The sequence below is a fragment of the Brevibacillus gelatini genome, from assembly GCF_050920745.1.
Classification (GTDB): domain Bacteria; phylum Bacillota; class Bacilli; order Brevibacillales; family Brevibacillaceae; genus Brevibacillus; species Brevibacillus gelatini.
This window is the reverse complement of record NZ_CP154342.1, coordinates 3,588,891-3,613,142: the sequence shown is the minus strand read 5'-3', so window position 1 is coordinate 3,613,142 and position 24,252 is coordinate 3,588,891. Positions and strand designations below refer to the sequence as shown.

The window sequence follows — 24,252 nt, the reverse complement described above, 5'->3', positions numbered from 1 at the left end:
TCGCCAAAAACGACACATGTTTTTAGCATTTTTTGCACAAGGTAAGGAGGAAAAGTTTTTCAGGTCAGTTTTCGCGAATGGAGATGATTATCCGTGGAAAAAAAGAAATATTACGTCACGCTGCAGTCCGGGACGACGGTAGCCGAGATTCGTGATGAAAAAGGCTCCTCCACATACGATTTTGAAATCGAGGCAACCGAAGTGGAGGCCGGGATGCTGCGCGATCTGTTCAACAACTGTGCGCACGGCGACTTCATGATGTGGATGCACGGCCATACGCTCTGGTCGGACATGCCGGACCGGGACAACGACGAATACGACGACAACTTGCGGGAAATTTACCGGATCATTTACCAGCATGGCACGGCAAAGACGCGGCACGATCTGGAGCAGATGGGGCTGGTGAAACTGTTTGGCCTGAACAAAGAAGGGCTGCGCCCCATCTAGGCATCTAATTCCACGTCAATCTTGCCACAACGGCTGGGAAACCTGACAACTGGCAAGGCAAACAACCAATTACCTCTAAGGCAACGCCAGGGACAAGGCAAATCCGGAGAAGTGTAAAGGAGAGTGTAGCATGAACAAGTGGAAAAACAGCATGGTAATTGCAACGATCGCGCTGGGGCTAACCCTGCCGAGCTTCGCGCAGGCAGCAAAAGCAGGGCTGCCCGATGTGGAGATGACGCCAATAAGCCGCACAGCACACGGCCATGGCGAGCATGGACAGGTGCACAAAAAAATACATCCCGGCATGCATGGCAACGCCCATCAAAAGATGTACATGCTGCTTTTGGCGGAGAAATACACCCCGGACAGCGTGAACCAGTGGCAGGAGGTGTTCAGGGAGCGAGAGCGGCTGATGAGCGAATATGCCGCCCTGCGTGAAGACCCGAAGTGGAAGGCAAAGCGGGAGGAACGCAGGCAGCTTGTCAGCAAGCTGAAAGAGCAGGTGAAAAAAGGCGAAATCACGAGCGAGCAAATGGAACAGCAACTCGCCCAGTGGAAAGAGAAAAACATGGGGATACCGAAGGAAGAGCAGGATGCCAGGAAATCCCGCATGGAAAAAATGCGCATGACACACGAAGCATTCCACGCCGCGATTGAATCGGGAGATGCGGCGAAAATCAAAGAGGTGCTGCCGCAAATGCTTGAACAAATGAAAGCAAAAAATGCGCTCCTGGCCCAAAAGCTGGAACAGAGGAAAAAGTAGGCGGGAGAAAAAGAAAAGGCGTGCGAACCGAGGTGAGGGTTCGAGCACGCCTTTTTTTGCTGCTGTGGCATTAGCCCAATAACACAAGCTTTAGCAATTACTCCAACTTCAGCATATTCGGTTCCACAGGCTTCGCCATCCAATGCTGATCGGTTTGCACGTGATTTTTGCGCACGAACTTCGCAGCGCTGTATTTGAAATCGGCGTAGGCAAACGAGGAGGTGAGCCGCACGACATATCCTTCCTGCTCGCCGCCAAACACGGATTGCCGTGTGTAGCACGCCTTTACCTTTTCTTCATCCCACGTGCCGCGATAGAGGACAGGCGGCGTTTCCAGCCCCAATAGCTCCGCCCACTCGACGGTATCGTCCCAACCGAGGCAGACGTTCTGGTCATTCCAGACGGAGAACAGGTAGAAGTAGCTCGTAAGCGCAGTGTATCCAATCGAATGTTTGGCAAACACGTTTTCTCCGCAGATGCGGTAGCCGGGCGGAAGCAGGTGGGCGATCGAGCCGTGAAGCATTTTCACCCAATGGCGGGAAGGGTGGTCACGGCTGTCAATCGAGCGGGCGTGCATGTAGTCGCGGTACATACTGGTGTTTTCTCCATCCAGCTTTTCCGTCACGACAATTTCTTTCCCGACAAAGTGAGCGGTGTCGCGCAAAATCCGATCGTCGTCCGTTTTGCTTCTGGACCAGGGCAGATGAAAGGTGCGCGGATACTTTTGGTAAAAGCTTCTCTGTTTATTTTCCATAGTGATCCGCCTCTTTGAAAAAGTACAGCTTTGTAAGCAGGTCTGCCCCTGCCAGATGGTAAATCTCCGCAGCACCTTCGTCGCCGCCGTAGGCTATTTTCATGTGCATCTCGATCAGTGCGACTGCCTGAAATATGAACGCGTCGGCAAAGCCAAGCTCCTTTAAAAAGTGCGCGGCGATTTGACTGGAAACGTACTCGTGCCCATAGTAGCTGTAGTGGCCTTTCGTCTCCTTGAACACCTTCGTGTACAATTTTCCTACGTCATGAAACAGCGCGACGATTTGCAATAAGAGCTTGTCGTCCTCTTCGTAAAACGTGTTGACGTACTCAAGGACGTGGTACGTGTGCCGGCAGAGCGTGTGCTGATGATGCGGGTTATCTTGCGGAAAATCGATCATTTGCTGAAAAAACGGGATGGGGCTCAAGGCCGCAAACAGCTCGTCATAGGCCTGCTCGCTTTGCAGCAAGGCGATAAACGCTTCTTTGGTCATGCCGTAAGCAGCAGGTTCGTGTACGAAATAAACGGCAGCAAAGCCTTCCTGGTGCAGCGGGAAATGCAGGTTTTTGCGATACTTCTCCAATACGTCTGTGTTCAGCTTTCTTTTCCGCTCCTGATTGCGCTGCAGGCAGACGTCAAACGGCGTATTCAAGTAGTAGCATTCCGCGGTCGCTTGTGCAAAACGTCGTAGAACAGCCATTCGCTTGTCCCGATCAACATTGGTCGCGTCGAAGACAACGTTGCTTCCTGCGGCAAGCGCCTGCCCGATGCGGGCGTAAACAGCCTGAAAGACGAGCGGATTTTTGCGCCGCTTTGCTTCATCTCCGAACAGCTCCAGCCGAACGGCATCTGTGGAGACGAGCACCGCCCGTTCTTTCTTCGCGATTTGCTCTGCCGCATAGGTTTTGCCGCTGCCGGGAATGCCGACCATCATGATAAGTTTGTTCATAAAAAGACGCTCCCCTCAAAGGTGATGCCAGTGACAGGTGCAGGGGGTCGACTGTTTTTCGCATTACATGTTGATTCCGTCCTTTGACAAATATTCCTTATATTATAGCGTGAATTTGCGAAGAGGGAAGAAAAAAATGGAAGGGAGAGCGAGGCATGAACAGCATCCCGTATCCATAAGCGGGAGGGCCGGGATGCCAGAGTGTTTTTCGTTTACTCATCCAACAACATGTCTGGTGTCCGTTCCTGCACAGCTACGGTCTGCTCGGCCTGGCAAGAACTGCACCAGCCTACGTGCAGGCACTGGTGGTTGCGGCGATCCGGATAGCCGTTGTCCAGCTTGGCGTCGTCGATTTCCCGATAAGGGCTGTAATCGCCGTAGTAGTCGTACAGCCGTCCGGCGTCTGCGAGCAAGGTGCCGCAGCGTTGACAAACTTGCGAGAGAGGAGCCAATCCATTGCAAACCGGGCAGAGGTAATCCATGGTTTTTCCCTCCAGAACGTAGGCGCTTTGCTGTTTCTACTGTGCGTCAGAACGCTGGAAGCTATGCGTACACCATCTACTGCGCCCATGCTGTAACAAAAAATCCTTGCGCCGCAACAGCACAAGCGGCACAAGGACGGGTGATTTTACCAAACAAGGCAGTGTGACCGCATGCGCCCGGCAAGACGGCCACAACTGCTTGCAACAATTAAGATTTGAAGTTGTCCATGCTGGAGGAATGTCCCGGCTGCAATTTGGCGTCCGGATTGAAGTAAGCCACGGCGTTGTTGACGGCGGTTGGAGCTTCGCCGAAGCCGACGGCAATCAGCTTGACTTTTCCCGGATAGGTGGCAATATCGCCGGCAGCGAAGATGCCAGGGATGTTCGTTTCCATGCGCGAGTTGACGACAATCGCGCCTTTTTCCAGCTCAAGCCCCCAGTTTTTGATCGGGCCGAGCGAGGAGATGAAGCCGAAGTTGACGATGACAGCATCAACTTCCAGATCGAGCTGTTCTTTCGTGGTGCAGTTCGTGAGGGTAAGCCGTTCGATTTTCTCTTCGCCGTGAAGATCGGTAATTTCATAAGGCGTCTTGACTTGGACTTTGGACGACATGAGCATCTCGACACTGTGCTCATGGGCGCGGAACTTGTCCCGGCGGTGAATGAGGTGGACTTCTTTTGCGATTGGCTCTAGCATCAAAGACCAGTCGAGGGCGGAATCTCCGCCGCCAACGACGGCGACGCGCTGACCTTTGAAGGAGTTCAGATCGGTGACAAAATAGTGCAGATTGGCTTTTTCAAATTTGACGGCATCCGGATGTTCCAGTCTGCGCGGCTCAAAAGCGCCCACGCCGGCTGTGATGATGACAGACTTGGAGTAGTGTACGCCTTTGTCCGTCGTGATTTCAAATACATCGTCCGCTTTTTTCTCTACGTTTTCCACTTTTTCTTCCAGGCAAACGGTTTGCTGAAAACGTGAAAGCTGCTCCTTCAGATTATTGATTAAATCTTGCGCCAACACCTTTGGGAACCCGGCTACATCGTAAATGTATTTTTCCGGATAGAGAGCCGACAACTGCCCGCCAAGCTGGGGCATGCTCTCAATAATTTTCACGCTTGCCTGCCGCATCCCGCCGTAAAAAGCGGTGAACAAACCGGCAGGACCTCCACCAATGATCGTAATGTCGTAGATTTGCTCGTCCTTTTGCAGAAAATTCAATCGAAAGCACCTCCGAATATTCAAAAAACGAACTCCCCACCCATTATACCCCAATAAACGAAAGAAAAAAACGTTGGGAAAAATTCGCCTTCATGGGCAAAAAACCCTTGCAAATCACGGGAGCACCCGATAAGATGAGGGTGACTGTAAAGAAATTGTCACATTTGTTGTTTTCAAGTTTGTGCTTTTTTTCACAGATTGCGGCTTGGAGCTTAACAGGAAATCATTCCGATCCGTCATTTTTTATTCGTTGGGGCATCTTAGAACGTAACAGCCTACGTGAAAATTCGCACAAACTTCCTCAGGTTATCATTATCAATGAATGGAAGGGATACCGATGAGTACACCCAAAATCCTCATTCTCGGAGCAGGGTATGGCGGCTTGCTTACCACGCTGCAACTGCAAAAGAAGCTGAACTACAACGAGGCGGAAATTACGCTGGTAAACAAGCACAACTATCATTACATCACGACCTGGCTGCACGAGCCGGCGGCGGGAACCGCTTCGGCTGACCACGCGCGGGTCAATCTGGAAGGACTCTTGAACGAGGACAAAGTGCAGTTTGTCAAGGGCACCGTTCAGTCGATCCAGCCAAACGAACAAAGTGTTACGCTGGAAAACGGCGACGTGCTGACGTACGACTACCTCGTGATCGGACTTGGCAGCGAGCCGGAGACGTTTGGCATCGAAGGGCTGAAAGAGCATGCCTTCAGCATTCGCAGCATCAACGCTGTGCGTCAAATTCGCGAGCATATCGAGTACATGTTTGCCAAATATAAAAACGAGCCGCATCGCACGGATTATCTGACCTTTGTGGTCGGGGGCGCTGGCTTTACCGGAATCGAATTTTGCGGAGAGCTGGGCGACCGCCTGCCGGAGTTGTGCCAGGAGTTCGACGTGGACCCAGAATTGGTCAAGGTGTATTGCATCGAAGCGGCGCCAACTGCGCTGCCGGGCTTTGATCCCGAACTGGTTCAGTACGCCATGGACGTGCTGGAGCGCAAAGGCATCGAGTTCAAAATCGGCACCCCGATCAAACAGTGCACGGCGGATGGAGTGCTGTTGGCGACCGGAGAAGAGATCAAATCGAAAACGGTGATCTGGGCAGCGGGTGTCCGCGGCAACAGCATCGTGGAAAAAGCGGGCTTCGAGGTCATGCGCGGCCGCGTCAAAGTAGACGAATACTTGCGGGCGCCGGGCTATGAAAATGTGTTTGTCGTCGGCGACTGCGCCCTTATTTTCAATGAGGAAGGCCGTCCTTATCCGCCGACAGCGCAAATCGCCGTGCAGGAAGGCGAGACGCTCGGAGAAAACCTCGCCGCGCTCATTCGCGGAGAGCTTCCGCAAAAGTTTGTCCCTCATCTGCAAGGAACGCTGGCCTCTCTCGGCAAAGGCGAGGGAATCGGCCAGGTCGGTTCGAAAAAGCTGTTTGGCAGCACAGCAGCGATGATGAAAAAAGCAAGCGACCTGCGCTACCTGTACAAAATCGGCGGCGTCGGCCTTGCGCTGAAAAAGGTAAAGCTGTAAGCGATGCGTCACGCGAGCATTCAAGTCAGAGGGCTGATGACCCGCGACGAAATGGAGCGGTACAATGCACTGATGGAAGTGGGCGCTTTCCTGGAAGAGCAGGGGCGACACGACCTGGCCTGGCATGTACAGCGTGAGGTAGATATTCTCATCCTGCCTGCCATCGAGCGGCTCAAGGAAAAGGGCCGGGAGAGGGATCGGGAAAATCTGCGCTACATGATTGACAATGGGCTTTTAGACGAAGATGACGATTGAACGGGTCCCCCGGCGAGCGATTGCCGGGGGTTTCGTGTACAATCAAAAGAGAGGTTACAGTCAGGAAGGGAAAGGAAGAAAGCAGCATGCGCGAAGGAAAAGTGTGGCTGGGAGCCTGCGGCATCGTCATCCGGGGAGAGGAAGCGCTGGTCGTCAAAAAAGCGTACAGCGGGCTGAAAGGGCAATGGTCGTTTCCGGCGGGGTTCGTGCAGGAGGGCGAGACGGTCGACGAGGCAGCGGTGCGCGAGGTCTTGGAGGAAACGGGAATCGAGGCTGTCGTGCGGCAGGTAGCGGGCATCCGCTCAGGCGTCATTCGCGAGTCGATCAGCGACAACATGGTTGTGTTCTGGATGGATTACGTGAGCGGCGAGCCGCGGCCACAAGAAGGGGAGATTGCGGAGGCGCGTTTTTTGCCGATTCAGGAGCTAATACATGATCCTCTTTCTTCTACATACTTGAAAATTATTTTGCCTGGTTATAAAAGGCGGGAGGAAGGCATGGAAGGGCAGTCCTATGAGATTGATCCCGTCTTCCGGTATACTTCCTACAAAATCTTCAAGCATGAGTGAGAATCGAAAAGCTACGCCGCGATGTTTCCGCTTACATCGCGGTTTTTTCTGTGATTTTTGAAAAAAACTGTGTTGTGAAGAACGGCTTTGTTCTGATATAGTTGGATACATCTAAATAATCTGAAAATACATGCAATTGAAAACGGAGCATGTATGGAGAAAGGGGAGCTCATCATGAGGCATAACCATGAACAATGCCCATACTGCCACGGTCAAGGGTATTTCCAGCTGCTCCTGGGTGGCACGGAAAATTGCCCAAACTGTGAAGGAGCAGGAAAAGACAAACATCGGGAAGCGGTCTCCACAAACAAATAGCATCTGCACACGTTGCATAGAGCAAGAGTCGTCAGGGATGATTTTCGGCGGCTCTTTTCGTTTGCGCTCGCGGAAGGCATGCGTATTGACCTGTATCTGCCATGTTTGCTACACTAAAAGGCGAAAACAGCCCGTCCTCCTTTGATTTGCCAAAAGCATACAGGCAAAGCCGGAGACGATGGCAGGAGGTCTTGCGGTCGATGAGTTTATTGCAATTTATGGTTTCCATCGTTTTGTTCACCGTGCTCGGTTTTGGCATTGGGTTTATTTTAAACATGATTTTGAAAACGACATGGCTCCCTGTCGTGATCGGAGTAGGCGTGGTCGCAGGGGCGCTGATCTATCAAAAAATCGTTCCGGGCATCTGGGATGCCGTGATTCTCGGCTGTGGAATGGCAGGAACGGTCGGCAGCGGCTGGACGATTTCCACCCTGCGCAAAAAAGGATACCGGATGTTCTAGGAATGCAAGACAGGCCTTGTTTTGGGGCCTGTTTTCTTTTGGTCGATAGGAATTTATAAAATTTTACCCTATCGACATAAGTGCAACTACGGCTCTGCTGTCGCCAAAGGCTCGGCAATCGCCGAGTTTTCTAACCATGAGGAAACATACTGAATCTTTCAGAAACAATCCAAAATTTGTGTATAGTTTTCTCCTCTTCGGGACATGACTAGAACCGAGAGGAGGTTTACCAAGAAATGAATAGGAAGCAGTTCGCAAGTATCCTCGCGCTGTTCATCCTGGTCCTGACGGCGTTTGCAAAAGACGGATACGGCTACAACGTGATCGGGGACCACAATCTCCAATCCACCTTCGGAATCAAGGAAATCAAAGAGGGACAACGGGTCGTCAAAAAACGGACAGTATCGGCCAGTTCATTCACTCAAGTCATTGATAAAACAGATGTATTTCTCGACCAATACCCAAAAGTTCGCGTGGTTGCGACCGGCTATTACGCCGGGTACGAGTCGACCGGAAAAACTCCTTCCGACCCTTCCTACGGCATTACGTACTCGGGCGTGAAGGTTCGCCGGGATGACTATTCGACAATTGCCGCTGACCTGCGCATTTTCCCGCTGGGCACAATCCTGTACATACCAGGTTACGGCTACGGGGTGGTGGCAGACAAAGGCGGAGCGATTCGCGGGCACAAGATCGACCTGTACTTTGAGACGAAGCAAGACGTGTTTGACCAATGGGGCAAAAAATCAGTCGATGTTTATGTCGTCCGACGTGGGGACGGAAAGCTGACAGAGGCTTTTCTCAACAAGCTGAATCAAAAAGGCATCGCAGCGATGGCAGAAGTGGCGGACTAGATGCCCGCGGCGGTAAGAAAGTGAACAGAAAAAAACGTTCAAGGCAATGGCTTTGAACGTTTTTTTGCGTGGCTGGCAAGCAGGCAGATTGGCGATGCCGTGCGCCAGCAGCAGTTGGCCTGTGTTTTATGGATGAATCAGCTTGACGAGTTGTTCCAGCCCGTCGAGAATGCGCGGAGACGGGCGGCAACACAGTCCTTCTTCCAGCAGGTGGACCTGCCCCTGACGGATCGCTGTCATGTCGCGCCACTCCGGGCGGTCCGTAATCGTTTCCCGCTTGATGCGTTTAAGCTCGATCCCGCACCAGACGACACATATATGGTCCGGGTCGCGCTCCTGCACCATCTCCCGCGTTGCCTTCACATTGGCGACGGGAAAGTCGGCGAACACGTTGACAGCTCCGGCGATTTCACTCACATCCGTCAGCCAGTTTTCCCGGCCTGGAGTGTAGATCGGGTTGGGCCACCATTCCCAGTACAGCTTCGGACGGTGGGAAAAGGCAGCGGTTCGCTGTCGGATGCTTTCTATTCTTTTGGCAAATTGGGACGCAAGCTGCTCCGCCTGCTTGTGCAAGCCTGTCGCTTCACCGACAAGCCTGATGTCAGCGGCAATTTCTCCGATTCGCGACGGATTCAGCACGATATGCGGGATTGCTCGCTCTCGCAGCGCCTCCACGTTTTTTTCCATGCCGGGGACGCTCAGCGAGGCGACGACCAGATCAGGCTGGAGCGCAGCTACCTTCTCCATGTCGATGGCAAGGTCCGGGCCGACGCGGGGCAGGTGCTGCCATTCTGGCGGCCAGTCGGAGTGATCGTCCAGCCCGACTACGTGCTCATGCAGACCTAAATAGTAGAGGATCTCGGTATTGCTCGGACAGATGGAAACGATGCGCATGTGATTCCCCCCTGTGGAAACGTCCTAAAAAAACGGTTGCACCAGCAAGGCGATCATGACGCCGAGCCAGCCGCCAATCAGCACCTCGATCGGCTGGTGGCCGAGCAGCTCTTTCAGCTTTTTCGCTTTTTCCTGGTTCGGACGCACTTTCAACGATTTCATGCCTTCCAAAAGGTGGTTGAATTCGTCTACGAGCTTGTTCAAGACAACGGCTTGCATACCGGCATGACGGCGAACCCCTGCGGCATCAAACATGACGATCACACCGATAATGGCGGAAATCGCAAACATATTGCTGGAAAAGCCTTCCCTGAGCCCCACAGCAGTAGACAGCGCCGTCACGGCAGAAGAATGGGAGCTGGGCATACCGCCAGTGCTAAGCAACAGCGACCACTGCCATGTTTTCGTTGCGAAAAAATGGAGGGGAATTTTGATAAATTGGGCGATTCCTATGGCAATCAGTGCAGCCCATAAGGGGAAGTTTTCGAGAATATCCGCCACGGAAAATCCATTCCTTTCTACTGTACGCTTCTCAAGATTATTGTAACAGAAGGGCGTTGTCTTAATCCGTGAAGTTTTCGTTTGGATGTTAAGCGCTGCCAATCTGTGGTACCATAAGGAAAGCGCCTGGTGGGAAGTTCAGCCGCAAACACGCGGGTGCTTCCAAGCGAGGCTGCTTTTTTGAAGTCAAGCAGGTGGGAAACGGAGGCGTGCATCCATGCAGTATCCCGTGCAGTATTTGCAGTTCATTGAAAAATTCAATGAAGGGGAGTACTACGAATGCCACGATCTGCTGGAAGACATCTGGATGGAGGACAAATCCGATAAGTTTTTGCAAGGATTGCTGCAGCTATCGGTTGGACTGTACCATCTCGAATACGGCAATTTGAAAGGCGCTCGCTGGATGTTTGGCAATGCGCGGAAGTATTTGTCCCGCTACGGACCCGTGCATTGGGGGCTGGACGTAGAGGAAGTGCTTCGTTACATAGAGAAGTGCGAGGCTGTATTGCCGGATCAGGATGCCATTCCGTACGCAGAGGCGAAAGCCATGACGTTTCCATCCATGCGTTTGTATGTCGACACATCGTGTTAAAACACAAATGTGCCCATAATTGTATCCTATCACAGCGAAAGAGGGAAGAGTATATGGAAGTAACCGCAGAAAAACGCTCGCAGCTTGTGAGCTACGCATGCGACGAACTGCTTGTGCCGCTTTGGAAAGGAGAGCAGCTTTCCACGGTGTATCCCGAGCTGGAAGCGGCTTTTGCCGGAAGTCTCGGCGGCTTGCAGCAGGAAGGAGAGATTACGGGCGAGGCAAAAGAGGTGACGGTCATTCATGGATTGAGCCGGATTGCCGCCAAAAAATTGCTCGTGGTCGGGATGGGCGAGCCTGGAAAATTCGACTTTGTGGCAGCCCGCAATGCCTGGGGACGAGCAGCCAAAACAGTCGCTTCCAAAGGAAAAGCGAAAATCGTCGCGATTGACCTGCGCACGACAGAGCATCTGGGATCGGAGCGTCTGGCCCAGGCTGTGACAGAAGCGTTTGGACTTGCTGAATACAATTACGAAGGATACCGGCAAAAAGCGAAGCGGGAAAATCCGCCCATTGCAGCCGTGCGGATTTTGGCTGCCGACGATGCCGCAAGTGCCGTAGAGGCAGGTGTGCTGCGGGGCAACGCACTCGTGTCCGGTACGAACCTGGCGCGCACGCTTGTGAACGAGCCTGCCAACTACTTGACGCCGCGCGCCTTGAAGGATGCGGCAGTCGCCGTAGCTGAGCGCTACGGAATGACGGTGGAGGTGCTGGAGAAAGCGAAGCTGGAAGAGCTGGGCATGGGCGGCGTTCTCAGCGTCGCAAAAGGCAGCGAGCAGGAGCCGTACGTGGTAGCGGTCAAATATCAGGGCAGAGAGACGTGGGACGACGTCATCGGACTGGTCGGCAAAGGCGTGACCTTCGATACAGGCGGCATCTCCATCAAGCCGGTAGCGGGCATGGAGGACATGAAGTCGGATATGGGCGGCGCGGCTGCGATGATCGGCGCACTGGAGGCGCTCGGCCAAATGAAGCCGAAGGTCAACGTGCTCGCCGTCATCGGAACCGTGGAAAACATGCCGTCCGGCACGGCATTCCGCCCTGGCGACGTGATTACGACGATGAGCGGAAAAACGGTCGAGATCATTACGACAGATGCGGAAGGCCGCCTCGTTTTGGCTGACTGCATCACGTATGCCAAAGAGCAGGGCGTGTCGTGCATCGTCGACGCCGCCACGCTCACAGGCGGCATCGTCGTCGCTCTCGGACACTACTGCTCCGGGGCGATGACGAACAACCAGGAGCTCATGAACGAGCTGCTCGGCGCAGCAGACACCGCTGGCGAGCGTCTGTGGCAGTTGCCTACGTTTGAAGAGTACCGCAGCCTGAACAAGAGCCGTTTTGCCGACCTGAAAAACTCGGGCGGGCGCTATGGCCACGGCATCATCGGCGGCGTGTTTCTCCAGGAATTTGTCGGCGATACGCCATGGGTGCATCTGGACATTGCCGGTACGGCGTACACCGCTACAGCAGGCGACATGCAGCCCGCTGGCGGCACAGGCGTCATGACCCGCACGATTGCCGAGTTTGTCGCAGGCCGCAGCCAATCCTAAACGTAAAAAAGAGAAGGAGTGTTTTGCCATGAGCCAAAATCCAAGCAACGAAACTCGTCGCAAACTGCTTGAGGAAGCGAAGACGATTGCCGTGGTAGGGCTGTCCAACAAGCCGGAGCGCACCAGCTACATGGTCGCACAGGCCATGCAAAATGCCGGCTACCGCATTATCCCGGTCAATCCTGTCATCGCCGGAGAAACCGTTCTGGGCGAAAAAGCAGTTGCCAGCCTGCAAGAGCTGAATCAGCAGGTGGACATCGTGAACGTGTTCCGCAAAAGCGAGGACATTATGCCTGTCGCCCAGGATGCCCTGAAAATGAAGCACAAGCCAAAGGTGTTCTGGATGCAGCAAGGAATCGCCAACGAAGAGGCGGCGAACCTTGTTCACGCGGAAGGCATCGAGGTCGTGCAAGATTTGTGCATCAAGGTAGATCACGCGCTCTTGCGTGTGGGGAAATAACTGTTCGTGGTGGAATTGCGGAAAAGACCCTCGCTTTTGGCGGGGGTTTTTTGCTGGCGTCACTTGCAAACTAAGCAGCAACTGGTCACTTGGACCTGTGTACGATGGGAGGGAAACTCTCGTCGAAAAAAGAAAGAGGCGGTATCCCGCCCCTGCAAAACGTCATCAATCCCATGCGAACCTTTGTTCTTTCCAGGGATCGCCGTACATATGGTAGCCATTTTTCTCCCAAAAACCTTGCCTGTCCTTCTCCATAAACTCGACGCCGCGCACCCACTTCGCACTTTTCCAGAAATAGAGGTGCGGGAGGACGAAGCGCAGCGGCCAGCCGTGTTCAGGCGTCAGGTCCTCGCCATTGTGTTTGGTGGCGAACAGATTGCCGGCTTTCGCAAAGTCGGCCAGCGGCATGTTCACTGTCCAGCCGTGCTCGGCGTGCAGCATGACGTACTTCGCTTCCGGCTTGATTTTCACCAGCTTCAGCACTTCTTCCACCGGGATGCCTTCCCATTTGTTGTCCAGCTTGCTCCAGCCCGTCACGCAGTGGATGTCGTTCGTGACTTCGCATTTGGGCAAAGCCATCATTTGCTCATAGGTGAGTGTGACCTCTTCCTCGACGAGTCCGAACAGGCGAAAGCTCCACTCGGTAGCGAGGTCCGTATATTCGGGAACCTCACCATAGTGCAGCACCGGAAAGCCTGTCGTCTCCTTTTGATTTGGGGGAATGCGGTCGCGCTTCGTATCTGTCGGTTGGTTGGTAAACATAGCTCCACTCCTCGCTGTTCAAATCCGCTTGTCCTTCTATTCTTAATCATATCCAGCAAAAGCAATCGGGTGCAAGAAAAACAACGGCGGAAGTGCAGTTTCGCCAAAGGAACTGCGAGCTTATTTGCTGTCACGCTTGCCTGTTCTTTTTTCGAGATAACCCCAAAGATAGTAGGTTGCCCAGAAAAGAAGGATGACGAGCACGGTCAGCGGCTTTTCATTTGGCGGTAAATAAAGTGCCATCAGCACAGCCGTTGTCAAAAAGGGAACAAGTAGAATCCAGTATTTTTTATCACGGAACGTTGACATGAAAATCCCTCGCATATTTATCTCTTTTTGTAATATTTTACCACGATAAATGTGCAAGTAGCTGCTTATTTGCCAGTTGTTCACGGTTGAAATAAAAAAATTCCCCTCTGTTCTTCAGAACCAGGGGGAAACTGAGGATGAACCGGCCTATTTATACAAAACGTCCTCCCGCAGCGCTTCTACTTTGCTTAATGCATCGTCTATATCACTTTGACTTACACCAAAGTGGGTAAGTGCGGCACGGAGGTGGTTCACGATGGCATCAAAATGAACAGGCTGCAAATTCATCCCTTCGTGAGCCTTAGCCATTGACTGGCCGGTGTACTGATTGGGGCCCCCAAGCGCATAGCTGATGAATTTGGTTTGATGTTTCCGCTGTTTCTCCATATCCGTATTCTTGAAAAAATGGTTGACGGTATCATCCGCTAAAACCAGTTCATAAAAGTAGTCGACGACCTTGGATATGGTTTCTTCTCCACCATACTTTTCGTAAAACGATCCCATCATGAGCCTCCTTAGCAGTTCAATATCACCCTCACTATTCCACAAAAGATGGGATCTTATGTCTTGCACGGGCAATTTTTCGCGTTTTGCGGATAAGAGCTCGCAAAGGTTTGGGACTGCTGCCCTTGAACCGGGGCAGCAGTCTACTGTCAGTCTAGTTGTCTGGTGACGCGTCATCTGCACCAAAGAAGCGTTTCAGGATGGTACGGCTCTGGTCAGATACGCGTTCAAAGACAAACGCGATCTGGCCCTCACGAGGCTGCAAATAGTAGTGGGTGATGCCAAGCTGTGTAAGCCCGTGACTGAGCCGCAGTGCATCGTTGAGACTTACGAGAAAGTACAGATGCTGGGTCATAGAGATCACCTCCTTCCGCATCTAACCGTAGCAGAAGGTGTACGGGGAGGTCTGGTTGATTTTGGAAATCCAGCCGTTTATGATTTAGATAGATGCGACTTGAAAGCTCCCCCTTTTTCAACTGTTTTATGAAGTCAAATGGTTCGGAATACGTTGATTGAAAACTCAAACCGAGTTGACGTTCAGAAGGAGGAATATGCTTGGCTGACTGGCGGGGGCGTCCGAAAATAAAAATCGCGAAAACGAAAAGCGAATGGATCTGGGACATCCTTGGAACGGTCTTTTACATCGGGGGAGTCGTTTCGTTGCTGTTGCTTTGGGGAGAACTTCCTGACAAGGTGCCTGCTCATTTTAATGGAGCGGGGGAAATAGACCGCTGGGGCTCAAAATGGGAGTTGCTCATGTTGCCAGGGATGGGAGCGTTGCTTTTGCTTGAAGCGATTTTCATAGCGATGGGATGGAGAAGCTGGTTTGGCATGTGGTTTGTGCCTGTCGTGGTAGGCGGTATTGTGCTCCAACTGGTCTATGGCCTGATTACTCTCCGTAAAATTCGTTAGAAACAGACAAAGCGAGCCGAAAGCACTTTGCTCTACAGAGTGCTTTCGGCTCGCTTTTGTCAAATGTCTTTGGATCTCAGCCGGGCAGGCAAAACAGCACGTTCTGCTTTTTCGTACAGGGAAAGCAAGCTGTGTACGGCGGAAAGCCGTGGTACAACCAGAAAAACAATCGCGGCCGAGCCAATGCTGATGAGTGCACCTGCGATGACGTCCGCCGGATAGTGTACGCCTACCCAGATCCGGGAGAGCCCGACACAGACCGCCAGCAGCATCCAGAGAATGCCCGCTTTCCTTTTAAAAAGCCAGAAGCTCATGCAAAAGGAAAAAAACAAAATCGTATGGTCGCTGGGGAAGGAATTGTCCACCGCTTTTTGCACCAACTGATTCACATTGGCAAGTTCGGCAAACGGCTGTTGGTTGTAGTGCAGAGTGCCTGCGATTTTTCCGAGTCCTTCCGCAAGCGCAAACGTGAGCATGGCGCAAACGACCATCACGCGATTTTGATAGCTGCGTGTCATCCAGTACAGAAGCACACAGACGGCCAAGGCGTATACGGTGTATTCGGCGATGACGTAAAACGCGGGATTGAGCGCCGGGTACTCTTTGCCCAGGTCATTAATCAATCGGAAGGCATGAACATTGATTTGCATGGCGTCCAAGAACAACGGTCCCCCTTTCCGCTTCAATGGGGGAATTGTATCCAAAGACGGCAAAAGAAGAAATCGATTTTCCTTACATAAAATTACAAGGTTGTAAGATAGGGCTGCGGTACCCAGGCTGGGAATGAAAATCAGTAGTATGATCCATAAAATATTCATTTGAATAAGCGGCAAACGCACCTTATAATTAAATTAATTATTAGATTATAATTTTTCTACTTTTGAAACTGGAGGTGGCTTTATGCAACATGTTGATTATCACCATCTCGATCACGTGAAGGAACAGCAAAAATCAAAGAAAACGCTGTGGATTACATTGATCCTGACTTTGTTCTTTACCATCGTGGAAATCGTCGGCGGCCTGTTGTCCAACTCGCTTGCTCTTTTGTCCGACTCGGCGCATATGATCTCGGATGTCGTTGCACTCGCTCTGAGCATGGCCGCGATTTACATGGCGACGCGCAAGCCGACGAAAAAGTATACGTTTGGCTTTTTGCGCTTTGAAATCATCGCTTCGTTTTTGAACGGTCTGGCGCTTGCGGTCATTGCGCTTGGGATCGCGTTTGAAGGGGTGAACCGGATGATTCATCCGCAAGACGTCGACTTGCAGTTGATGCTGACAATCGCCTCCATCGGGCTGATCGTGAACATCGTATTGACAATCGTGCTGTCCAGAAGCACCAAGGAAGAGGACAATTTGAATGTAAAAAGCGCCCTCTGGCACTTTATCGGCGACCTGCTCAGCTCTGTTGGCGTCATCGTGTCGGCGGTGCTCATTTCCTTTACAGGCTACTCTCTCTTTGACCCGTTGATTAGCATGGTGATCGGGGGAATCATCTTTATGGGCGGCGTCAAAATCATCCGCGAATCGCTGGCCGTCCTGATGGAATCCGTGCCGGAGCAGTTTGACCTCGACCAAATCCGTGCAGACCTCGCCAGTGTGGAAGGCGTCTATGACGTGCACGAGCTGCATCTGTGGGCGGTATCGACGGAGCACTACTCGTTGACGGCACACGTGTTTGTACGCGAGAATATTCAGCCGTATTGTGTGATTCTTGGCATCAATCATCTGCTGAAAACGAAGTACGGCATCGAGCATTCGACGATCCAGATCGAACACCCGATGATTCTCGATCACGGCGAGTACGGCAAACAGTTTTTGCTGCAACAGGCGTAAGCGGCTGCTTGCGCTGTACAGCCGCGGCTACACGCCTATAACCAAAAAAGGCCGAGCGGTTCCAGACGCCCAAACTGTTCTGGCAGCCTGCCCGGCCTTTTCGGCTTCCTCGCCGCTTTAAAGCGTTTGCGATTTTATGTGTGTTCTTGCTGTTAATTCCGAATTGACTGTAAAATCCAGCTAGAATCGCATGTCATTTATGGATGGAGGAAGGCGATGATGGTGCATACAATCAAATTTTGCCCATGTAATCTTCAAGGCAGCCTGGAGTGGGTGAGAAACGAGGTCAGGAAATTTCCCGATGTGGAGCTGATCGACGAGCGGTGTGTCAACTATTGCGGTCAATGTCTGGAGAAGCCGTTTGCGCTGTACAACGGCAAAAATATCGTGGGCAACGACGGGCAAGAACTGCTTGATCGGCTGGTGGAAAAGCTCTCGGCAGCCCATTAGCAAGGCAAGCGCAAGAACGCAACGCCTGGGTGGCTTGGTGCCGATTGTCTGCTGTCCACAGCCCGCCGTATTTCTCGCCAAATTTCTTCTTGCTTGCAGACTCTAGCGGCCTGCTCGCGTGCTCGTTTTCCTTCCGGATCATCGCACGCGGGCAGGCGCTGTCGCAAAGAGGGCAATCTTTCGGTGAGTCTAGCGGACGAAAGTGTTTTTGACTCGCCTGGATAGGCGGAAATACGGAATCCAGATCATGGCGCTGATACCTGCGCGGATCAGACTGCGTCCTGTATCGGCTACGGCTCCGGTTTCGCTTCCGTTCGGGAAAAGCTTGGCGATGTCAGACCAGGCGAGCATGTCCACTATGGATACGGTGAGCATAACAAGCAACAGACCGATGAACATGTCCGGAGTGCTTTTCTTTTTGCGGAAAAATGCCAACAGCAGGAAAATCGAATAGAACAATAGCGCGATTTCAAACAAAATACTGCCGTAATAATAAACGGTGAGTAGCATGCTTGTTTCCATATACGGCCCCAACAGTTCAATCGTGGCAGAGTAGTTGACAAAAATGTCAGCGAGAGAGAAAAGCTGCCCAATCGGAGTAAAAATGATGCTGATAGCAGGCAGGATCAGCCATCCACCCAAGCCTGTTGGCTCCGGCTTTTGCATTTCCAGGTTTGTGTTCATGAAATACCTCCATTTCTTTGCGAATTGCACACTAAATTATGGTAATCGTGGGAAGATCCTCTCGTCAATGAAAAATATAGCGGTGCAAAAGCGGAAAGCTACCCTGGACAGAGAACACACAGCCTATCAAGAAGGAATCGACGAAAGCCAAAGCGTATTCCTATCTAATCAAGTCCGAAGGGAGCCGTTTTCATGAAGTCAATTCGCTATGAGCGCAAAATATACACGCCGGGGCCGACGCCGATCGAGCATCTGAGTAGACTGTCAAAGGAGCTGGGCGGACCGACGATTTCGATCAAGCGCGACGATTTGCTCGGTTTGACCGCCGGCGGCAACAAAACGCGCAAGCTGGAATATTTGGTCGCGGATGCGATCCGGCAAGGTGCGGACACGCTGATTACGTGCGGAGCCGTCCAATCGAACCATTGCCGCCTGACATTGGCCGCGGCGGTGCGCGAGGGATTGCGTTGCCAGCTTGTTTTGTCCGCGCCCGAAACAGGCGACTACAATCCGCAGGCGAGTGGGAACCACTTGCTGTTCCATTTGCTGGGCGCTGAAAAAATCGAAGTCGTTTCGGCAGACAAAGACTTGCTGGCAGAGATGGACGTGCTCGCCGAAAGGTTGCGAAAAGCGGGGAGAAAGCCGTACCTGATTCCGGTCGGCGGCTCCAACGAGGTCGGCTCGCTCGGCTACATGGCGTGCGCGGAGGAAATCGAGCAGCAGGCGTGGGAGAGATGCACGCCTTACGATTACGTCGTGACGGCGACAGGCAGCGGCGGGACGCAGGCAGGGCTGATTGCCGGGTTCGCCGCAAGACAGTCTGGCACGAAGGTAATTGGCGTCAACGTCAGCCGCGACCGCGCCGCCCAGGAAGCGAAGGTGCTGGAGCTTTTGCAGCGCACAGCCGCTTGGGTGGGGCTGGAAGGTACGATTCAGCCGGAGTGGGTGCAGTGCGAGGACAGGTTTGTCGGGCCGGGCTACGCGATTCCGACAGAGGAAATGGTCGAGGCTGTTAAGCTTGTCGCCCGCACAGAAGGGATATTGCTTGACCCCGTCTACACGGGCAAAGCGATGGCTGGCCTGATCGGACTTGTCCGCGAAGGGCGCTTTGGCCGGGACGATCACGTGCTGTTCCTGCACACAGGCGGCTCTCCCGCGCTGTACACGGTGCCAGAGCTGTTTTTGCCGAAGGATTGAATTTTCTGTACCTTATCATCGTTTTGTGATTGCAAATTTCATTAGTCTATCAGATTGCTGCTATTTTTCCCGCCTCCCTTTTGTATTATCGTGGGGACAAAGGGGAGAGAACCATCATGGAGAAAATAAACATCGCGGAGCAGTTTTCACTGTTACAGGAGTCCTGGAGTTCAATGATCGTGGGCGAGCTGAACGATTCGGCAATCAGGCTGGAGCAGCTTTCGGGGGAGTATCCCTGGCAACAAAACGACCAGCAGGACGAGATGATCCTGGTCGTCAACGGAAGACTGCTCTTGATGTCCCATGAGCGGAATATTTGGATCGAGGCGGGAGAGCTTCTGGTCGTGCCAAAAGGAATGGCGTACAAGCTGTTCATCCCGAACGGAGTTTGCCACCTGCTGACGATCGAGCCGAAAAAGCTGGCGGCACTCAAGCGCTGTTCATGAGTCCGCTTTCGGTGGCTGAGATAGGGGAAAAAAGAGTTGACTTTTCGGGCGTTTCGTATGTAATTAAATACGGATAGCTGCAACTCTTTTTTGAGGTGATGAACGTTGGAAGACGGCGTCTATGTCCTTATCAAAAAAGGCGATCCGGAGCTTGTGCAAAAACGCCGGTTCCTGCGCAGGGACGAGTACACGATTGGGCGGCGAGGGAGCCAACTCGCGCCTGACATCGCTTTTTCCAGCCCTTATGTATCAAGAAGACATGCTGTGATCCGCAAAATCGGCAATCAATATACGATCTCCGACCTGGAGAGCAAGCACGGAACAGAGGTGAACGGGGCGCCGGTTCGCCAGACGCCGCAGCCGCTGTTTCACGGCGATCTAATCAGTCTTGCCAAAGGAGTCGTCGAGCTGGTCTTTTTTGCGGAAGGCAGCGAACTGGATGTCACCAGGGAATTTTCTTTTCCACTGTTGCACGCAACCGCTCCGGCTGCCGCATCATCCGGCCTGGTCATCAATCTGGAGCGCCGGGAAATCCGGCTCGATGGAGCGCGCATCCCTTTGACGGGAAAAGATATGGATTTGCTAACGCTTTTGTATCAACGGGCCAATCAGGCGGTCAGCTACGAGGAAATCATGGTGGCGATCTGGCCTGAGCGAATGATTCACACCGAAACCAGCGTCCCGGATGTCGGGCGCGCCGAAATCAATGCGCTTGTCTACCGTTTGCGCAAGCGGCTGGGCAAGTACGGACAAAAAGTAACGACGATTCCCCGATTCGGCTATATGTGGGAAGAGTAAAAAGGGAGACGAGCCAGCGGTCTTCCTTTTTTTTGATGGCTGAAAATGAGAGCGGCTGTTTTGACTAATCAGGCTGTAAAATTGTCTGACAGTTATCATCTGTTTATGAGCAAAATGTCATCGTTTCATCAGCTTTCTTCCATATATTCTCTGTTTTCGCTGGTTTATCGTGTGAACAGGAAGGGGAGGAACTGGTGAAAAAGGCATGGTTTTGTTTCTGGAGTGTCTTTCTCGTCATTTTGTCGGGATTTTTCTTCCTCATCTGGGACTATTGGCAGCAGAAGCCGAAGCAAGAGGGAGAAATGGCAAAGGCGGCTTTTACGGCCTACACGACGAAATGGAAGCAGCAACAGTTCAGCGACATGTACGAGCAGCTCTCGCTGGATGCGAAAGCAAAGGTGAGCAAGGAAGAGTTTGTCTCGCGCTATGAAAACATCTACAGAGGGATCGAGGCTACGCATATCTCCGTAGAACCGCTGTACACCGAAAACGTTGTCCCGGACGAAGACGGGAAGATCAGCTTTCACTACCGGCTCAGCATGCAGACGTCTATCGAGCCGATTTCCTTTACAGGCAAAGCAATTTTGGTCAAAGAAACGCAAAACGACAAGCTGGATTGGTACATCAACTGGAATCCGTCCTTCCTGCTGCCTGAGCTGGAGCATGGAGACAAGCTGCGGTTGAACTCGTTTCGCCCGCAGCGGGGAGAGGTATTGGACCGGGCAGGGCGGAGAGTGGTGGTCACATCGCGGCAATACACTGCAAATCAAGGCTTGTAAGCAAAAACGATACTTCCTGCAGCGGGAGTATCGTTTTTTTACAGATAGGAGTAAAGGACGTTTTTTAGGTGAATCATCGACATGTTATTCTTACCATAGATGAGTCCGCGACCGGCAAGCAAAAGTTCTACAATCTGGAATTTGCGAGATTGACGTTATGCAGGGAGTGGAATTTGAGGAATTTCTGGCTGCATGATTTGAGTCGCCAGGATATCGCGTTGAAACTACGCGACACAGACAAGCAAATTATCTACATAAATACTTTGTTATCTGACTCAGAAATTTAAGTGATGCAAGGGGGAATGACAATTGGATCAAGCTGCATTTTTGGAAAAGATCGGAAATTTATACGAAAGACTCAAGGAGAGACTGCTGTACTTTTTAGATAAGCCCGAACCGTATGATTATGGTTTTGCTCTAAAGATGAAGGCGTGGTTTACAGAAGTGGCCACTAAAAACCAGCTTCTTCATTCTGGAGTAACAAAAGAAAAGGTGCAAAGACCAAGGAAATTCGTTTACTGGATTGACTTTGGTGTGAATATAGGGTCTGAATTCAATGGCCCCCATTTTGCCGTAGTCATCAAAGAGTTTTCTCATACAGCTATCGTGGTTCCGTTATCATCCGTAAAAGAGGACGATGGGGAATGGAAAAATCCTGATAATTTGATTATTCCCATTGGCTGCATTGATGGTTTACCAAAAGATAAAAAACCATGCTATGCCATGGTAAATCAGATTCGATCCGTCAGCAAACAGAGACTAAGCAGTTATCAAGATCGAACTACAAAGCAATACTATAAATTAAAGCTCCGCGATGACCAAATGGATCTGATTGATAAGGCTATTCTTTCCTTAACCAAAGTCAAATAAATATCGCACATGTAACGTGAAACGGTGGACATTTTACATGAAACTGTATATAATAACTGATGTAAGCAAACACTTAATTTGGCCTTAGCGCCGACCGAATTAATTGGCCCTTGCGCCGACTGAATTAATGAACAAGACCCTCCTAACAGAGAGCCCTGCAAAAGTCCACCTAATATCTGTAAACCGTAACCCTAGTGCCCTTAGGTACTGGGGTTTCAATTATCGAGAATGTAGCTGTAGTGGGGAGAAGCATGTTTCCGATCTGCGCTCCGGTCTACGTCCTGCAAGGATGTGAAACTGTCCGCTCCACAGCGATCCCGGGGGAAGCGCAAAACGGCGCGCAGCTCCGAAGGTTACTCATGGATTGCGCTTCTGTCTCCCCGGGCTTCGCTGTTCCGCTCGGCTGGACTCCGCTAGTCGCTCCGCCTGGAAACATGCTTCTCCTCCGAAACAGTAGGTTTTCAACAGGCTGAAACCCAGTGCCGCTTCGACACCGGGTTTTGATGTACAATAAAAAGAAAACGAAAGAGTTGGAACCATTGCTACAGCCCTCTAAACAAATCACGGCATCCTTCCATGCCGAATTATATAAACTGATTCCCGTGGATCACCCATTATGTAAAATCAATGAAATCGTCGATTTCACGTTCATTCATGAATTGGTTCGTTCTTCTTATTGTGAGCATTACGGAAGACCAGCTAACGAGCCGGAGCTCCTGTTTCGCTTGCTGTTTTTACAGGTTCTCTACAATCTTTCGGATGAACGCATCATTCAGGAAACGCAGGTAAACCTCGCTTATAAGTGGTTTTTAGGTTTAAATCCAGAAGATACCCTTCCTGACCCCTCTCAGTTATCCCGCTTTCGTAATCATCGGTTAGGAGCCGGAGCCGTAGACGAGGTACTCAAATCGGTTGTACGTCAGTGCATCGAAAAAGGACTTGTGAAATCAAAGACGATCATCGTGGATTCCACTTATACACTGGCAGCTTCGCCAAAACAAAAGCCTCTTGAAGTACTGCGAGATGCGGCGAAGCGCTTATTCCGTATTGTGGTGAAAAAGCATCCAAAACTTGAAAAGAAACTCCCGAGGTTACCGGAGTTGAAGAAGGATCAAGAGGGTGCCGAGAAGATCATGCTTCACTACTTGGCGGAACTTGGAGAGACAGTCGAGACTTTGTTACCCGATCATGAGGGTTCCATCTCGGAGAAGATCAAGGTCGCCAAGGCCATCGTGGAAGATGAGCGTCTGCTGGCCAATAAAGGCATTATGTCGGCCATTGATCCAGATGCCCGCTTTGGATGGAAGAGCAATACGAAATCCTTTTTTGGCTACAAAGAGCATATTGCCATGACGGATGAAGAAATCATTACGGCTGTGGAGGTCACCGGAGGAAGTACGGATGACGGAAAACAATTCAAAGAACTTTTGAACCAATCGCTTGACGTGGGAATAGAAGTACAAGAAGTGATTGCTGACACCGCATATTCGGGTAAAGATAACTTGGCCGAGATGAAATCCAAGGGGATTAAACCTGTCGTCCCGCTAAACCCCGTCGTACATAATGGGGGACTGAAGCAAGAGGGCTTTGAGTACAACAAGGATGCAGACTTTGTTATTTGTCCGGCAGGACAACATAGTATCCGAAAGGCTGTCCAAGGAAGCAAGCAGAGTGGCAAAAGTCGTTCTCTCGTTTTTTACTTCGATACGGAGAAATGTAAGACATGCCCACTTAGGGAAGGCTGTTTCAAACCAGGAGCAAAGAGCAAGACCTACTCCATCCGGATCGTGGCGGAACCCTACAAGGCGCAAATCGAGTTTGAAAACAGCGATACGTTCAAAGAACGTATTTGTCGCAGACCGATTATTGAGCACAAAAATGCTGAATTAAAAAGGTATCATGGGATGACCAAGGCCAAGTACCGTGGTCTCTTTCGTATGCGAATACAGGCAATACTTACGGCTTTCGTCGTAAATGTAAAACGGATGATAAAATTGGCAGAAAAAATGCAGCCCGTCTCTTAAAGGAGAATGGACTGCATTTTTCGTTAAAGTCCTTTTTTGTAAAAAAAAATACTGTGCGTTACCCGATCCGCAAACCTCAACAGAG

32 protein-coding genes are annotated in these 24,252 nt (G+C 51.5%); 20 read left to right on the top strand and 12 right to left on the bottom strand.

Annotated elements, in window-relative coordinates; genetic code table 11:
* The first annotated feature begins 93 nt into the window (after positions 1-93).
* Positions 94-447 (top strand): hypothetical protein, encoded by a 354-nt coding sequence (locus tag AAFJ72_RS17405; protein WP_122903123.1) that lies wholly within the window; start codon positions 94-96, stop codon positions 445-447.
* Between the two features lie 130 nt (positions 448-577).
* Complete coding sequence (locus AAFJ72_RS17400) at positions 578-1,210, top strand: hypothetical protein (protein ID WP_432774951.1); 633 nt, start codon at positions 578-580, stop codon at positions 1,208-1,210.
* Between the two features lie 97 nt (positions 1,211-1,307).
* Here AAFJ72_RS17400 and AAFJ72_RS17395 read toward each other — a convergent pair whose 3' ends face one another.
* The 4 genes from AAFJ72_RS17395 to AAFJ72_RS17380 form a co-directional block, all read right to left on the bottom strand.
* Positions 1,308-1,964 (bottom strand): RNA ligase family protein, encoded by a 657-nt coding sequence (locus AAFJ72_RS17395; RefSeq protein ID WP_432774949.1) that lies wholly within the window; start codon positions 1,962-1,964, stop codon positions 1,308-1,310.
* Positions 1,954-2,913: an AAA family ATPase gene (locus AAFJ72_RS17390; RefSeq protein ID WP_432774948.1), complete on the bottom strand. Its 960-nt coding sequence runs from the start codon at positions 2,911-2,913 to the stop codon at positions 1,954-1,956. The genes AAFJ72_RS17395 and AAFJ72_RS17390 overlap by 11 nt, the downstream gene beginning before the upstream one ends.
* A gap of 212 nt (positions 2,914-3,125) precedes the next feature.
* Positions 3,126-3,395, bottom strand: coding sequence for a hypothetical protein (locus tag AAFJ72_RS17385; protein WP_432774947.1), 270 nt, complete (start codon positions 3,393-3,395; stop codon positions 3,126-3,128).
* A 208-nt stretch (positions 3,396-3,603) separates the two neighbouring features.
* On the bottom strand, positions 3,604-4,614 hold the full coding sequence (locus tag AAFJ72_RS17380; RefSeq protein ID WP_432774945.1) for an NAD(P)/FAD-dependent oxidoreductase: 1,011 nt from the start codon (positions 4,612-4,614) through the stop codon (positions 3,604-3,606).
* 337 nt (positions 4,615-4,951) lie between these two features.
* On the opposite strand from AAFJ72_RS17380, the gene AAFJ72_RS17375 reads away from it, so the two are divergent.
* From AAFJ72_RS17375 to AAFJ72_RS17350, 6 genes are all read left to right on the top strand, one after another.
* Positions 4,952-6,142, top strand: coding sequence for an NAD(P)/FAD-dependent oxidoreductase (locus tag AAFJ72_RS17375; protein WP_122903119.1), 1,191 nt, complete (start codon positions 4,952-4,954; stop codon positions 6,140-6,142).
* Positions 6,143-6,145: 3 nt separating this feature from the next.
* A complete protein-coding gene (locus AAFJ72_RS17370; RefSeq protein ID WP_432774944.1) occupies positions 6,146-6,397 on the top strand; it encodes a hypothetical protein in 252 nt (83 codons plus the stop codon).
* 86 nt (positions 6,398-6,483) lie between these two features.
* Positions 6,484-6,966: an NUDIX domain-containing protein gene (locus AAFJ72_RS17365; RefSeq protein WP_432774943.1), complete on the top strand. Its 483-nt coding sequence runs from the start codon at positions 6,484-6,486 to the stop codon at positions 6,964-6,966.
* Positions 6,967-7,119: 153 nt separating this feature from the next.
* Positions 7,120-7,281, top strand: coding sequence for a YuiA family protein (locus AAFJ72_RS17360; protein ID WP_432774942.1), 162 nt, complete (start codon positions 7,120-7,122; stop codon positions 7,279-7,281).
* Positions 7,282-7,481: 200 nt separating this feature from the next.
* Complete coding sequence (locus AAFJ72_RS17355; RefSeq protein WP_122903116.1) at positions 7,482-7,742, top strand: YuiB family protein; 261 nt, start codon at positions 7,482-7,484, stop codon at positions 7,740-7,742.
* A 236-nt stretch (positions 7,743-7,978) separates the two neighbouring features.
* Positions 7,979-8,596 carry a 3D domain-containing protein gene (locus AAFJ72_RS17350; RefSeq protein WP_432774941.1) on the top strand — a complete coding sequence of 206 codons (618 nt, stop codon included), beginning with the start codon at positions 7,979-7,981 and terminating at the stop codon, positions 8,594-8,596.
* A gap of 126 nt (positions 8,597-8,722) precedes the next feature.
* Here the strand turns inward: AAFJ72_RS17350 and AAFJ72_RS17345 are convergent, their stop codons facing one another.
* Both AAFJ72_RS17345 and AAFJ72_RS17340 read right to left on the bottom strand, forming a co-directional pair.
* On the bottom strand, positions 8,723-9,490 hold the full coding sequence (locus AAFJ72_RS17345; RefSeq protein WP_432774940.1) for a cobalamin-binding protein: 768 nt from the start codon (positions 9,488-9,490) through the stop codon (positions 8,723-8,725).
* Between the two features lie 24 nt (positions 9,491-9,514).
* Positions 9,515-9,991 carry a divergent PAP2 family protein gene (locus AAFJ72_RS17340; RefSeq protein ID WP_122903113.1) on the bottom strand — a complete coding sequence of 159 codons (477 nt, stop codon included), beginning with the start codon at positions 9,989-9,991 and terminating at the stop codon, positions 9,515-9,517.
* 217 nt (positions 9,992-10,208) lie between these two features.
* Between AAFJ72_RS17340 and AAFJ72_RS17335 the strand changes: the two genes are divergently transcribed.
* Genes AAFJ72_RS17335 through AAFJ72_RS17325 form a run of 3 tightly spaced genes read left to right on the top strand, consistent with a single transcriptional unit; the run spans position 10,209 to position 12,596 of the window.
* Complete coding sequence (locus AAFJ72_RS17335; protein ID WP_122903112.1) at positions 10,209-10,583, top strand: DUF309 domain-containing protein; 375 nt, start codon at positions 10,209-10,211, stop codon at positions 10,581-10,583.
* Positions 10,584-10,636: 53 nt separating this feature from the next.
* Positions 10,637-12,136, top strand: coding sequence for a leucyl aminopeptidase (locus AAFJ72_RS17330; RefSeq protein ID WP_432774939.1), 1,500 nt, complete (start codon positions 10,637-10,639; stop codon positions 12,134-12,136).
* Positions 12,137-12,164: 28 nt separating this feature from the next.
* Positions 12,165-12,596 (top strand): CoA-binding protein, encoded by a 432-nt coding sequence (locus AAFJ72_RS17325; protein ID WP_432774938.1) that lies wholly within the window; start codon positions 12,165-12,167, stop codon positions 12,594-12,596.
* A 165-nt stretch (positions 12,597-12,761) separates the two neighbouring features.
* Here the strand turns inward: AAFJ72_RS17325 and AAFJ72_RS17320 are convergent, their stop codons facing one another.
* The 4 genes from AAFJ72_RS17320 to AAFJ72_RS17305 all read right to left on the bottom strand — a co-directional run bounded on the left by AAFJ72_RS17320 (position 12,762) and on the right by AAFJ72_RS17305 (position 14,526).
* Positions 12,762-13,358 (bottom strand): sulfite oxidase-like oxidoreductase, encoded by a 597-nt coding sequence (locus AAFJ72_RS17320; protein WP_432774937.1) that lies wholly within the window; start codon positions 13,356-13,358, stop codon positions 12,762-12,764.
* A 120-nt stretch (positions 13,359-13,478) separates the two neighbouring features.
* Complete coding sequence (locus tag AAFJ72_RS17315) at positions 13,479-13,667, bottom strand: hypothetical protein (protein ID WP_432774936.1); 189 nt, start codon at positions 13,665-13,667, stop codon at positions 13,479-13,481.
* 147 nt (positions 13,668-13,814) lie between these two features.
* Complete coding sequence (locus tag AAFJ72_RS17310; RefSeq protein WP_432777216.1) at positions 13,815-14,171, bottom strand: group I truncated hemoglobin; 357 nt, start codon at positions 14,169-14,171, stop codon at positions 13,815-13,817.
* 154 nt (positions 14,172-14,325) lie between these two features.
* Positions 14,326-14,526: a hypothetical protein gene (locus AAFJ72_RS17305; protein ID WP_432774935.1), complete on the bottom strand. Its 201-nt coding sequence runs from the start codon at positions 14,524-14,526 to the stop codon at positions 14,326-14,328.
* A gap of 200 nt (positions 14,527-14,726) precedes the next feature.
* On the opposite strand from AAFJ72_RS17305, the gene AAFJ72_RS17300 reads away from it, so the two are divergent.
* Complete coding sequence (locus AAFJ72_RS17300; protein ID WP_432774934.1) at positions 14,727-15,083, top strand: DUF1648 domain-containing protein; 357 nt, start codon at positions 14,727-14,729, stop codon at positions 15,081-15,083.
* A 59-nt stretch (positions 15,084-15,142) separates the two neighbouring features.
* Here the strand turns inward: AAFJ72_RS17300 and AAFJ72_RS17295 are convergent, their stop codons facing one another.
* Positions 15,143-15,742 (bottom strand): undecaprenyl-diphosphatase, encoded by a 600-nt coding sequence (locus AAFJ72_RS17295; protein ID WP_432774932.1) that lies wholly within the window; start codon positions 15,740-15,742, stop codon positions 15,143-15,145.
* 241 nt (positions 15,743-15,983) lie between these two features.
* Between AAFJ72_RS17295 and AAFJ72_RS17290 the strand changes: the two genes are divergently transcribed.
* On the top strand, positions 15,984-16,919 hold the full coding sequence (locus AAFJ72_RS17290; protein ID WP_432774931.1) for a cation diffusion facilitator family transporter: 936 nt from the start codon (positions 15,984-15,986) through the stop codon (positions 16,917-16,919).
* A gap of 216 nt (positions 16,920-17,135) precedes the next feature.
* Positions 17,136-17,369 carry a DUF1450 domain-containing protein gene (locus AAFJ72_RS17285; RefSeq protein ID WP_432774930.1) on the top strand — a complete coding sequence of 78 codons (234 nt, stop codon included), beginning with the start codon at positions 17,136-17,138 and terminating at the stop codon, positions 17,367-17,369.
* 189 nt (positions 17,370-17,558) lie between these two features.
* Here the strand turns inward: AAFJ72_RS17285 and AAFJ72_RS17280 are convergent, their stop codons facing one another.
* Complete coding sequence (locus AAFJ72_RS17280) at positions 17,559-18,053, bottom strand: DUF2569 domain-containing protein (RefSeq protein WP_432774929.1); 495 nt, start codon at positions 18,051-18,053, stop codon at positions 17,559-17,561.
* 192 nt (positions 18,054-18,245) lie between these two features.
* On the opposite strand from AAFJ72_RS17280, the gene AAFJ72_RS17275 reads away from it, so the two are divergent.
* The 6 genes from AAFJ72_RS17275 to AAFJ72_RS17250 all read left to right on the top strand — a co-directional run bounded on the left by AAFJ72_RS17275 (position 18,246) and on the right by AAFJ72_RS17250 (position 24,167).
* Positions 18,246-19,250: a D-cysteine desulfhydrase gene (locus tag AAFJ72_RS17275; protein WP_432774928.1), complete on the top strand. Its 1,005-nt coding sequence runs from the start codon at positions 18,246-18,248 to the stop codon at positions 19,248-19,250.
* Positions 19,251-19,366: 116 nt separating this feature from the next.
* Positions 19,367-19,696, top strand: a complete 330-nt coding sequence (locus AAFJ72_RS17270; protein WP_432774927.1) for a mannose-6-phosphate isomerase — start codon at positions 19,367-19,369, stop codon at positions 19,694-19,696.
* A gap of 105 nt (positions 19,697-19,801) precedes the next feature.
* Positions 19,802-20,494, top strand: coding sequence for an FHA domain-containing protein (locus tag AAFJ72_RS17265; RefSeq protein ID WP_432774926.1), 693 nt, complete (start codon positions 19,802-19,804; stop codon positions 20,492-20,494).
* Between the two features lie 194 nt (positions 20,495-20,688).
* Complete coding sequence (locus tag AAFJ72_RS17260; protein WP_432774925.1) at positions 20,689-21,273, top strand: NTF2-like N-terminal transpeptidase domain-containing protein; 585 nt, start codon at positions 20,689-20,691, stop codon at positions 21,271-21,273.
* Between the two features lie 309 nt (positions 21,274-21,582).
* On the top strand, positions 21,583-22,143 hold the full coding sequence (locus tag AAFJ72_RS17255) for a type II toxin-antitoxin system PemK/MazF family toxin (RefSeq protein WP_432774923.1): 561 nt from the start codon (positions 21,583-21,585) through the stop codon (positions 22,141-22,143).
* A 539-nt stretch (positions 22,144-22,682) separates the two neighbouring features.
* Positions 22,683-24,167 carry an IS1182 family transposase gene (locus AAFJ72_RS17250; RefSeq protein ID WP_432777215.1) on the top strand — a complete coding sequence of 495 codons (1,485 nt, stop codon included), beginning with the start codon at positions 22,683-22,685 and terminating at the stop codon, positions 24,165-24,167.
* Positions 24,168-24,252 lie beyond the last annotated feature (85 nt).

What these genes read in the sequence shown, in the direction of transcription:
- AAFJ72_RS17320 (WP_432774937.1), bottom strand. Translation starts at nt 13,358, where the DNA reads ATGTTTACCAACCAACCGACAGATACGAAGCGCGACCGCATTCCCCCA.
- AAFJ72_RS17275 (WP_432774928.1), top strand. Translation starts at nt 18,246, where the DNA reads ATGAAGTCAATTCGCTATGAGCGCAAAATATACACGCCGGGGCCGACG.
- AAFJ72_RS17305 (WP_432774935.1), bottom strand. Translation starts at nt 14,526, where the DNA reads ATGACCCAGCATCTGTACTTTCTCGTAAGTCTCAACGATGCACTGCGG.
- AAFJ72_RS17325 (WP_432774938.1), top strand. Translation starts at nt 12,165, where the DNA reads ATGAGCCAAAATCCAAGCAACGAAACTCGTCGCAAACTGCTTGAGGAA.
- AAFJ72_RS17345 (WP_432774940.1), bottom strand. Translation starts at nt 9,490, where the DNA reads ATGCGCATCGTTTCCATCTGTCCGAGCAATACCGAGATCCTCTACTAT.
- AAFJ72_RS17355 (WP_122903116.1), top strand. Translation starts at nt 7,482, where the DNA reads ATGAGTTTATTGCAATTTATGGTTTCCATCGTTTTGTTCACCGTGCTC.
- AAFJ72_RS17335 (WP_122903112.1), top strand. Translation starts at nt 10,209, where the DNA reads ATGCAGTATCCCGTGCAGTATTTGCAGTTCATTGAAAAATTCAATGAA.
- AAFJ72_RS17365 (WP_432774943.1), top strand. Translation starts at nt 6,484, where the DNA reads ATGCGCGAAGGAAAAGTGTGGCTGGGAGCCTGCGGCATCGTCATCCGG.
- AAFJ72_RS17390 (WP_432774948.1), bottom strand. Translation starts at nt 2,913, where the DNA reads ATGAACAAACTTATCATGATGGTCGGCATTCCCGGCAGCGGCAAAACC.
- AAFJ72_RS17385 (WP_432774947.1), bottom strand. Translation starts at nt 3,395, where the DNA reads ATGGATTACCTCTGCCCGGTTTGCAATGGATTGGCTCCTCTCTCGCAA.
- AAFJ72_RS17315 (WP_432774936.1), bottom strand. Translation starts at nt 13,667, where the DNA reads ATGTCAACGTTCCGTGATAAAAAATACTGGATTCTACTTGTTCCCTTT.
- AAFJ72_RS17330 (WP_432774939.1), top strand. Translation starts at nt 10,637, where the DNA reads ATGGAAGTAACCGCAGAAAAACGCTCGCAGCTTGTGAGCTACGCATGC.
- AAFJ72_RS17270 (WP_432774927.1), top strand. Translation starts at nt 19,367, where the DNA reads ATGGAGAAAATAAACATCGCGGAGCAGTTTTCACTGTTACAGGAGTCC.
- AAFJ72_RS17375 (WP_122903119.1), top strand. Translation starts at nt 4,952, where the DNA reads ATGAGTACACCCAAAATCCTCATTCTCGGAGCAGGGTATGGCGGCTTG.
- AAFJ72_RS17280 (WP_432774929.1), bottom strand. Translation starts at nt 18,053, where the DNA reads ATGAACACAAACCTGGAAATGCAAAAGCCGGAGCCAACAGGCTTGGGT.
- AAFJ72_RS17370 (WP_432774944.1), top strand. Translation starts at nt 6,146, where the DNA reads ATGCGTCACGCGAGCATTCAAGTCAGAGGGCTGATGACCCGCGACGAA.
- AAFJ72_RS17350 (WP_432774941.1), top strand. Translation starts at nt 7,979, where the DNA reads ATGAATAGGAAGCAGTTCGCAAGTATCCTCGCGCTGTTCATCCTGGTC.
- AAFJ72_RS17400 (WP_432774951.1), top strand. Translation starts at nt 578, where the DNA reads ATGAACAAGTGGAAAAACAGCATGGTAATTGCAACGATCGCGCTGGGG.
- AAFJ72_RS17360 (WP_432774942.1), top strand. Translation starts at nt 7,120, where the DNA reads ATGGAGAAAGGGGAGCTCATCATGAGGCATAACCATGAACAATGCCCA.
- AAFJ72_RS17395 (WP_432774949.1), bottom strand. Translation starts at nt 1,964, where the DNA reads ATGGAAAATAAACAGAGAAGCTTTTACCAAAAGTATCCGCGCACCTTT.
- AAFJ72_RS17310 (WP_432777216.1), bottom strand. Translation starts at nt 14,171, where the DNA reads ATGGGATCGTTTTACGAAAAGTATGGTGGAGAAGAAACCATATCCAAG.
- AAFJ72_RS17285 (WP_432774930.1), top strand. Translation starts at nt 17,136, where the DNA reads ATGATGGTGCATACAATCAAATTTTGCCCATGTAATCTTCAAGGCAGC.
- AAFJ72_RS17290 (WP_432774931.1), top strand. Translation starts at nt 15,984, where the DNA reads ATGCAACATGTTGATTATCACCATCTCGATCACGTGAAGGAACAGCAA.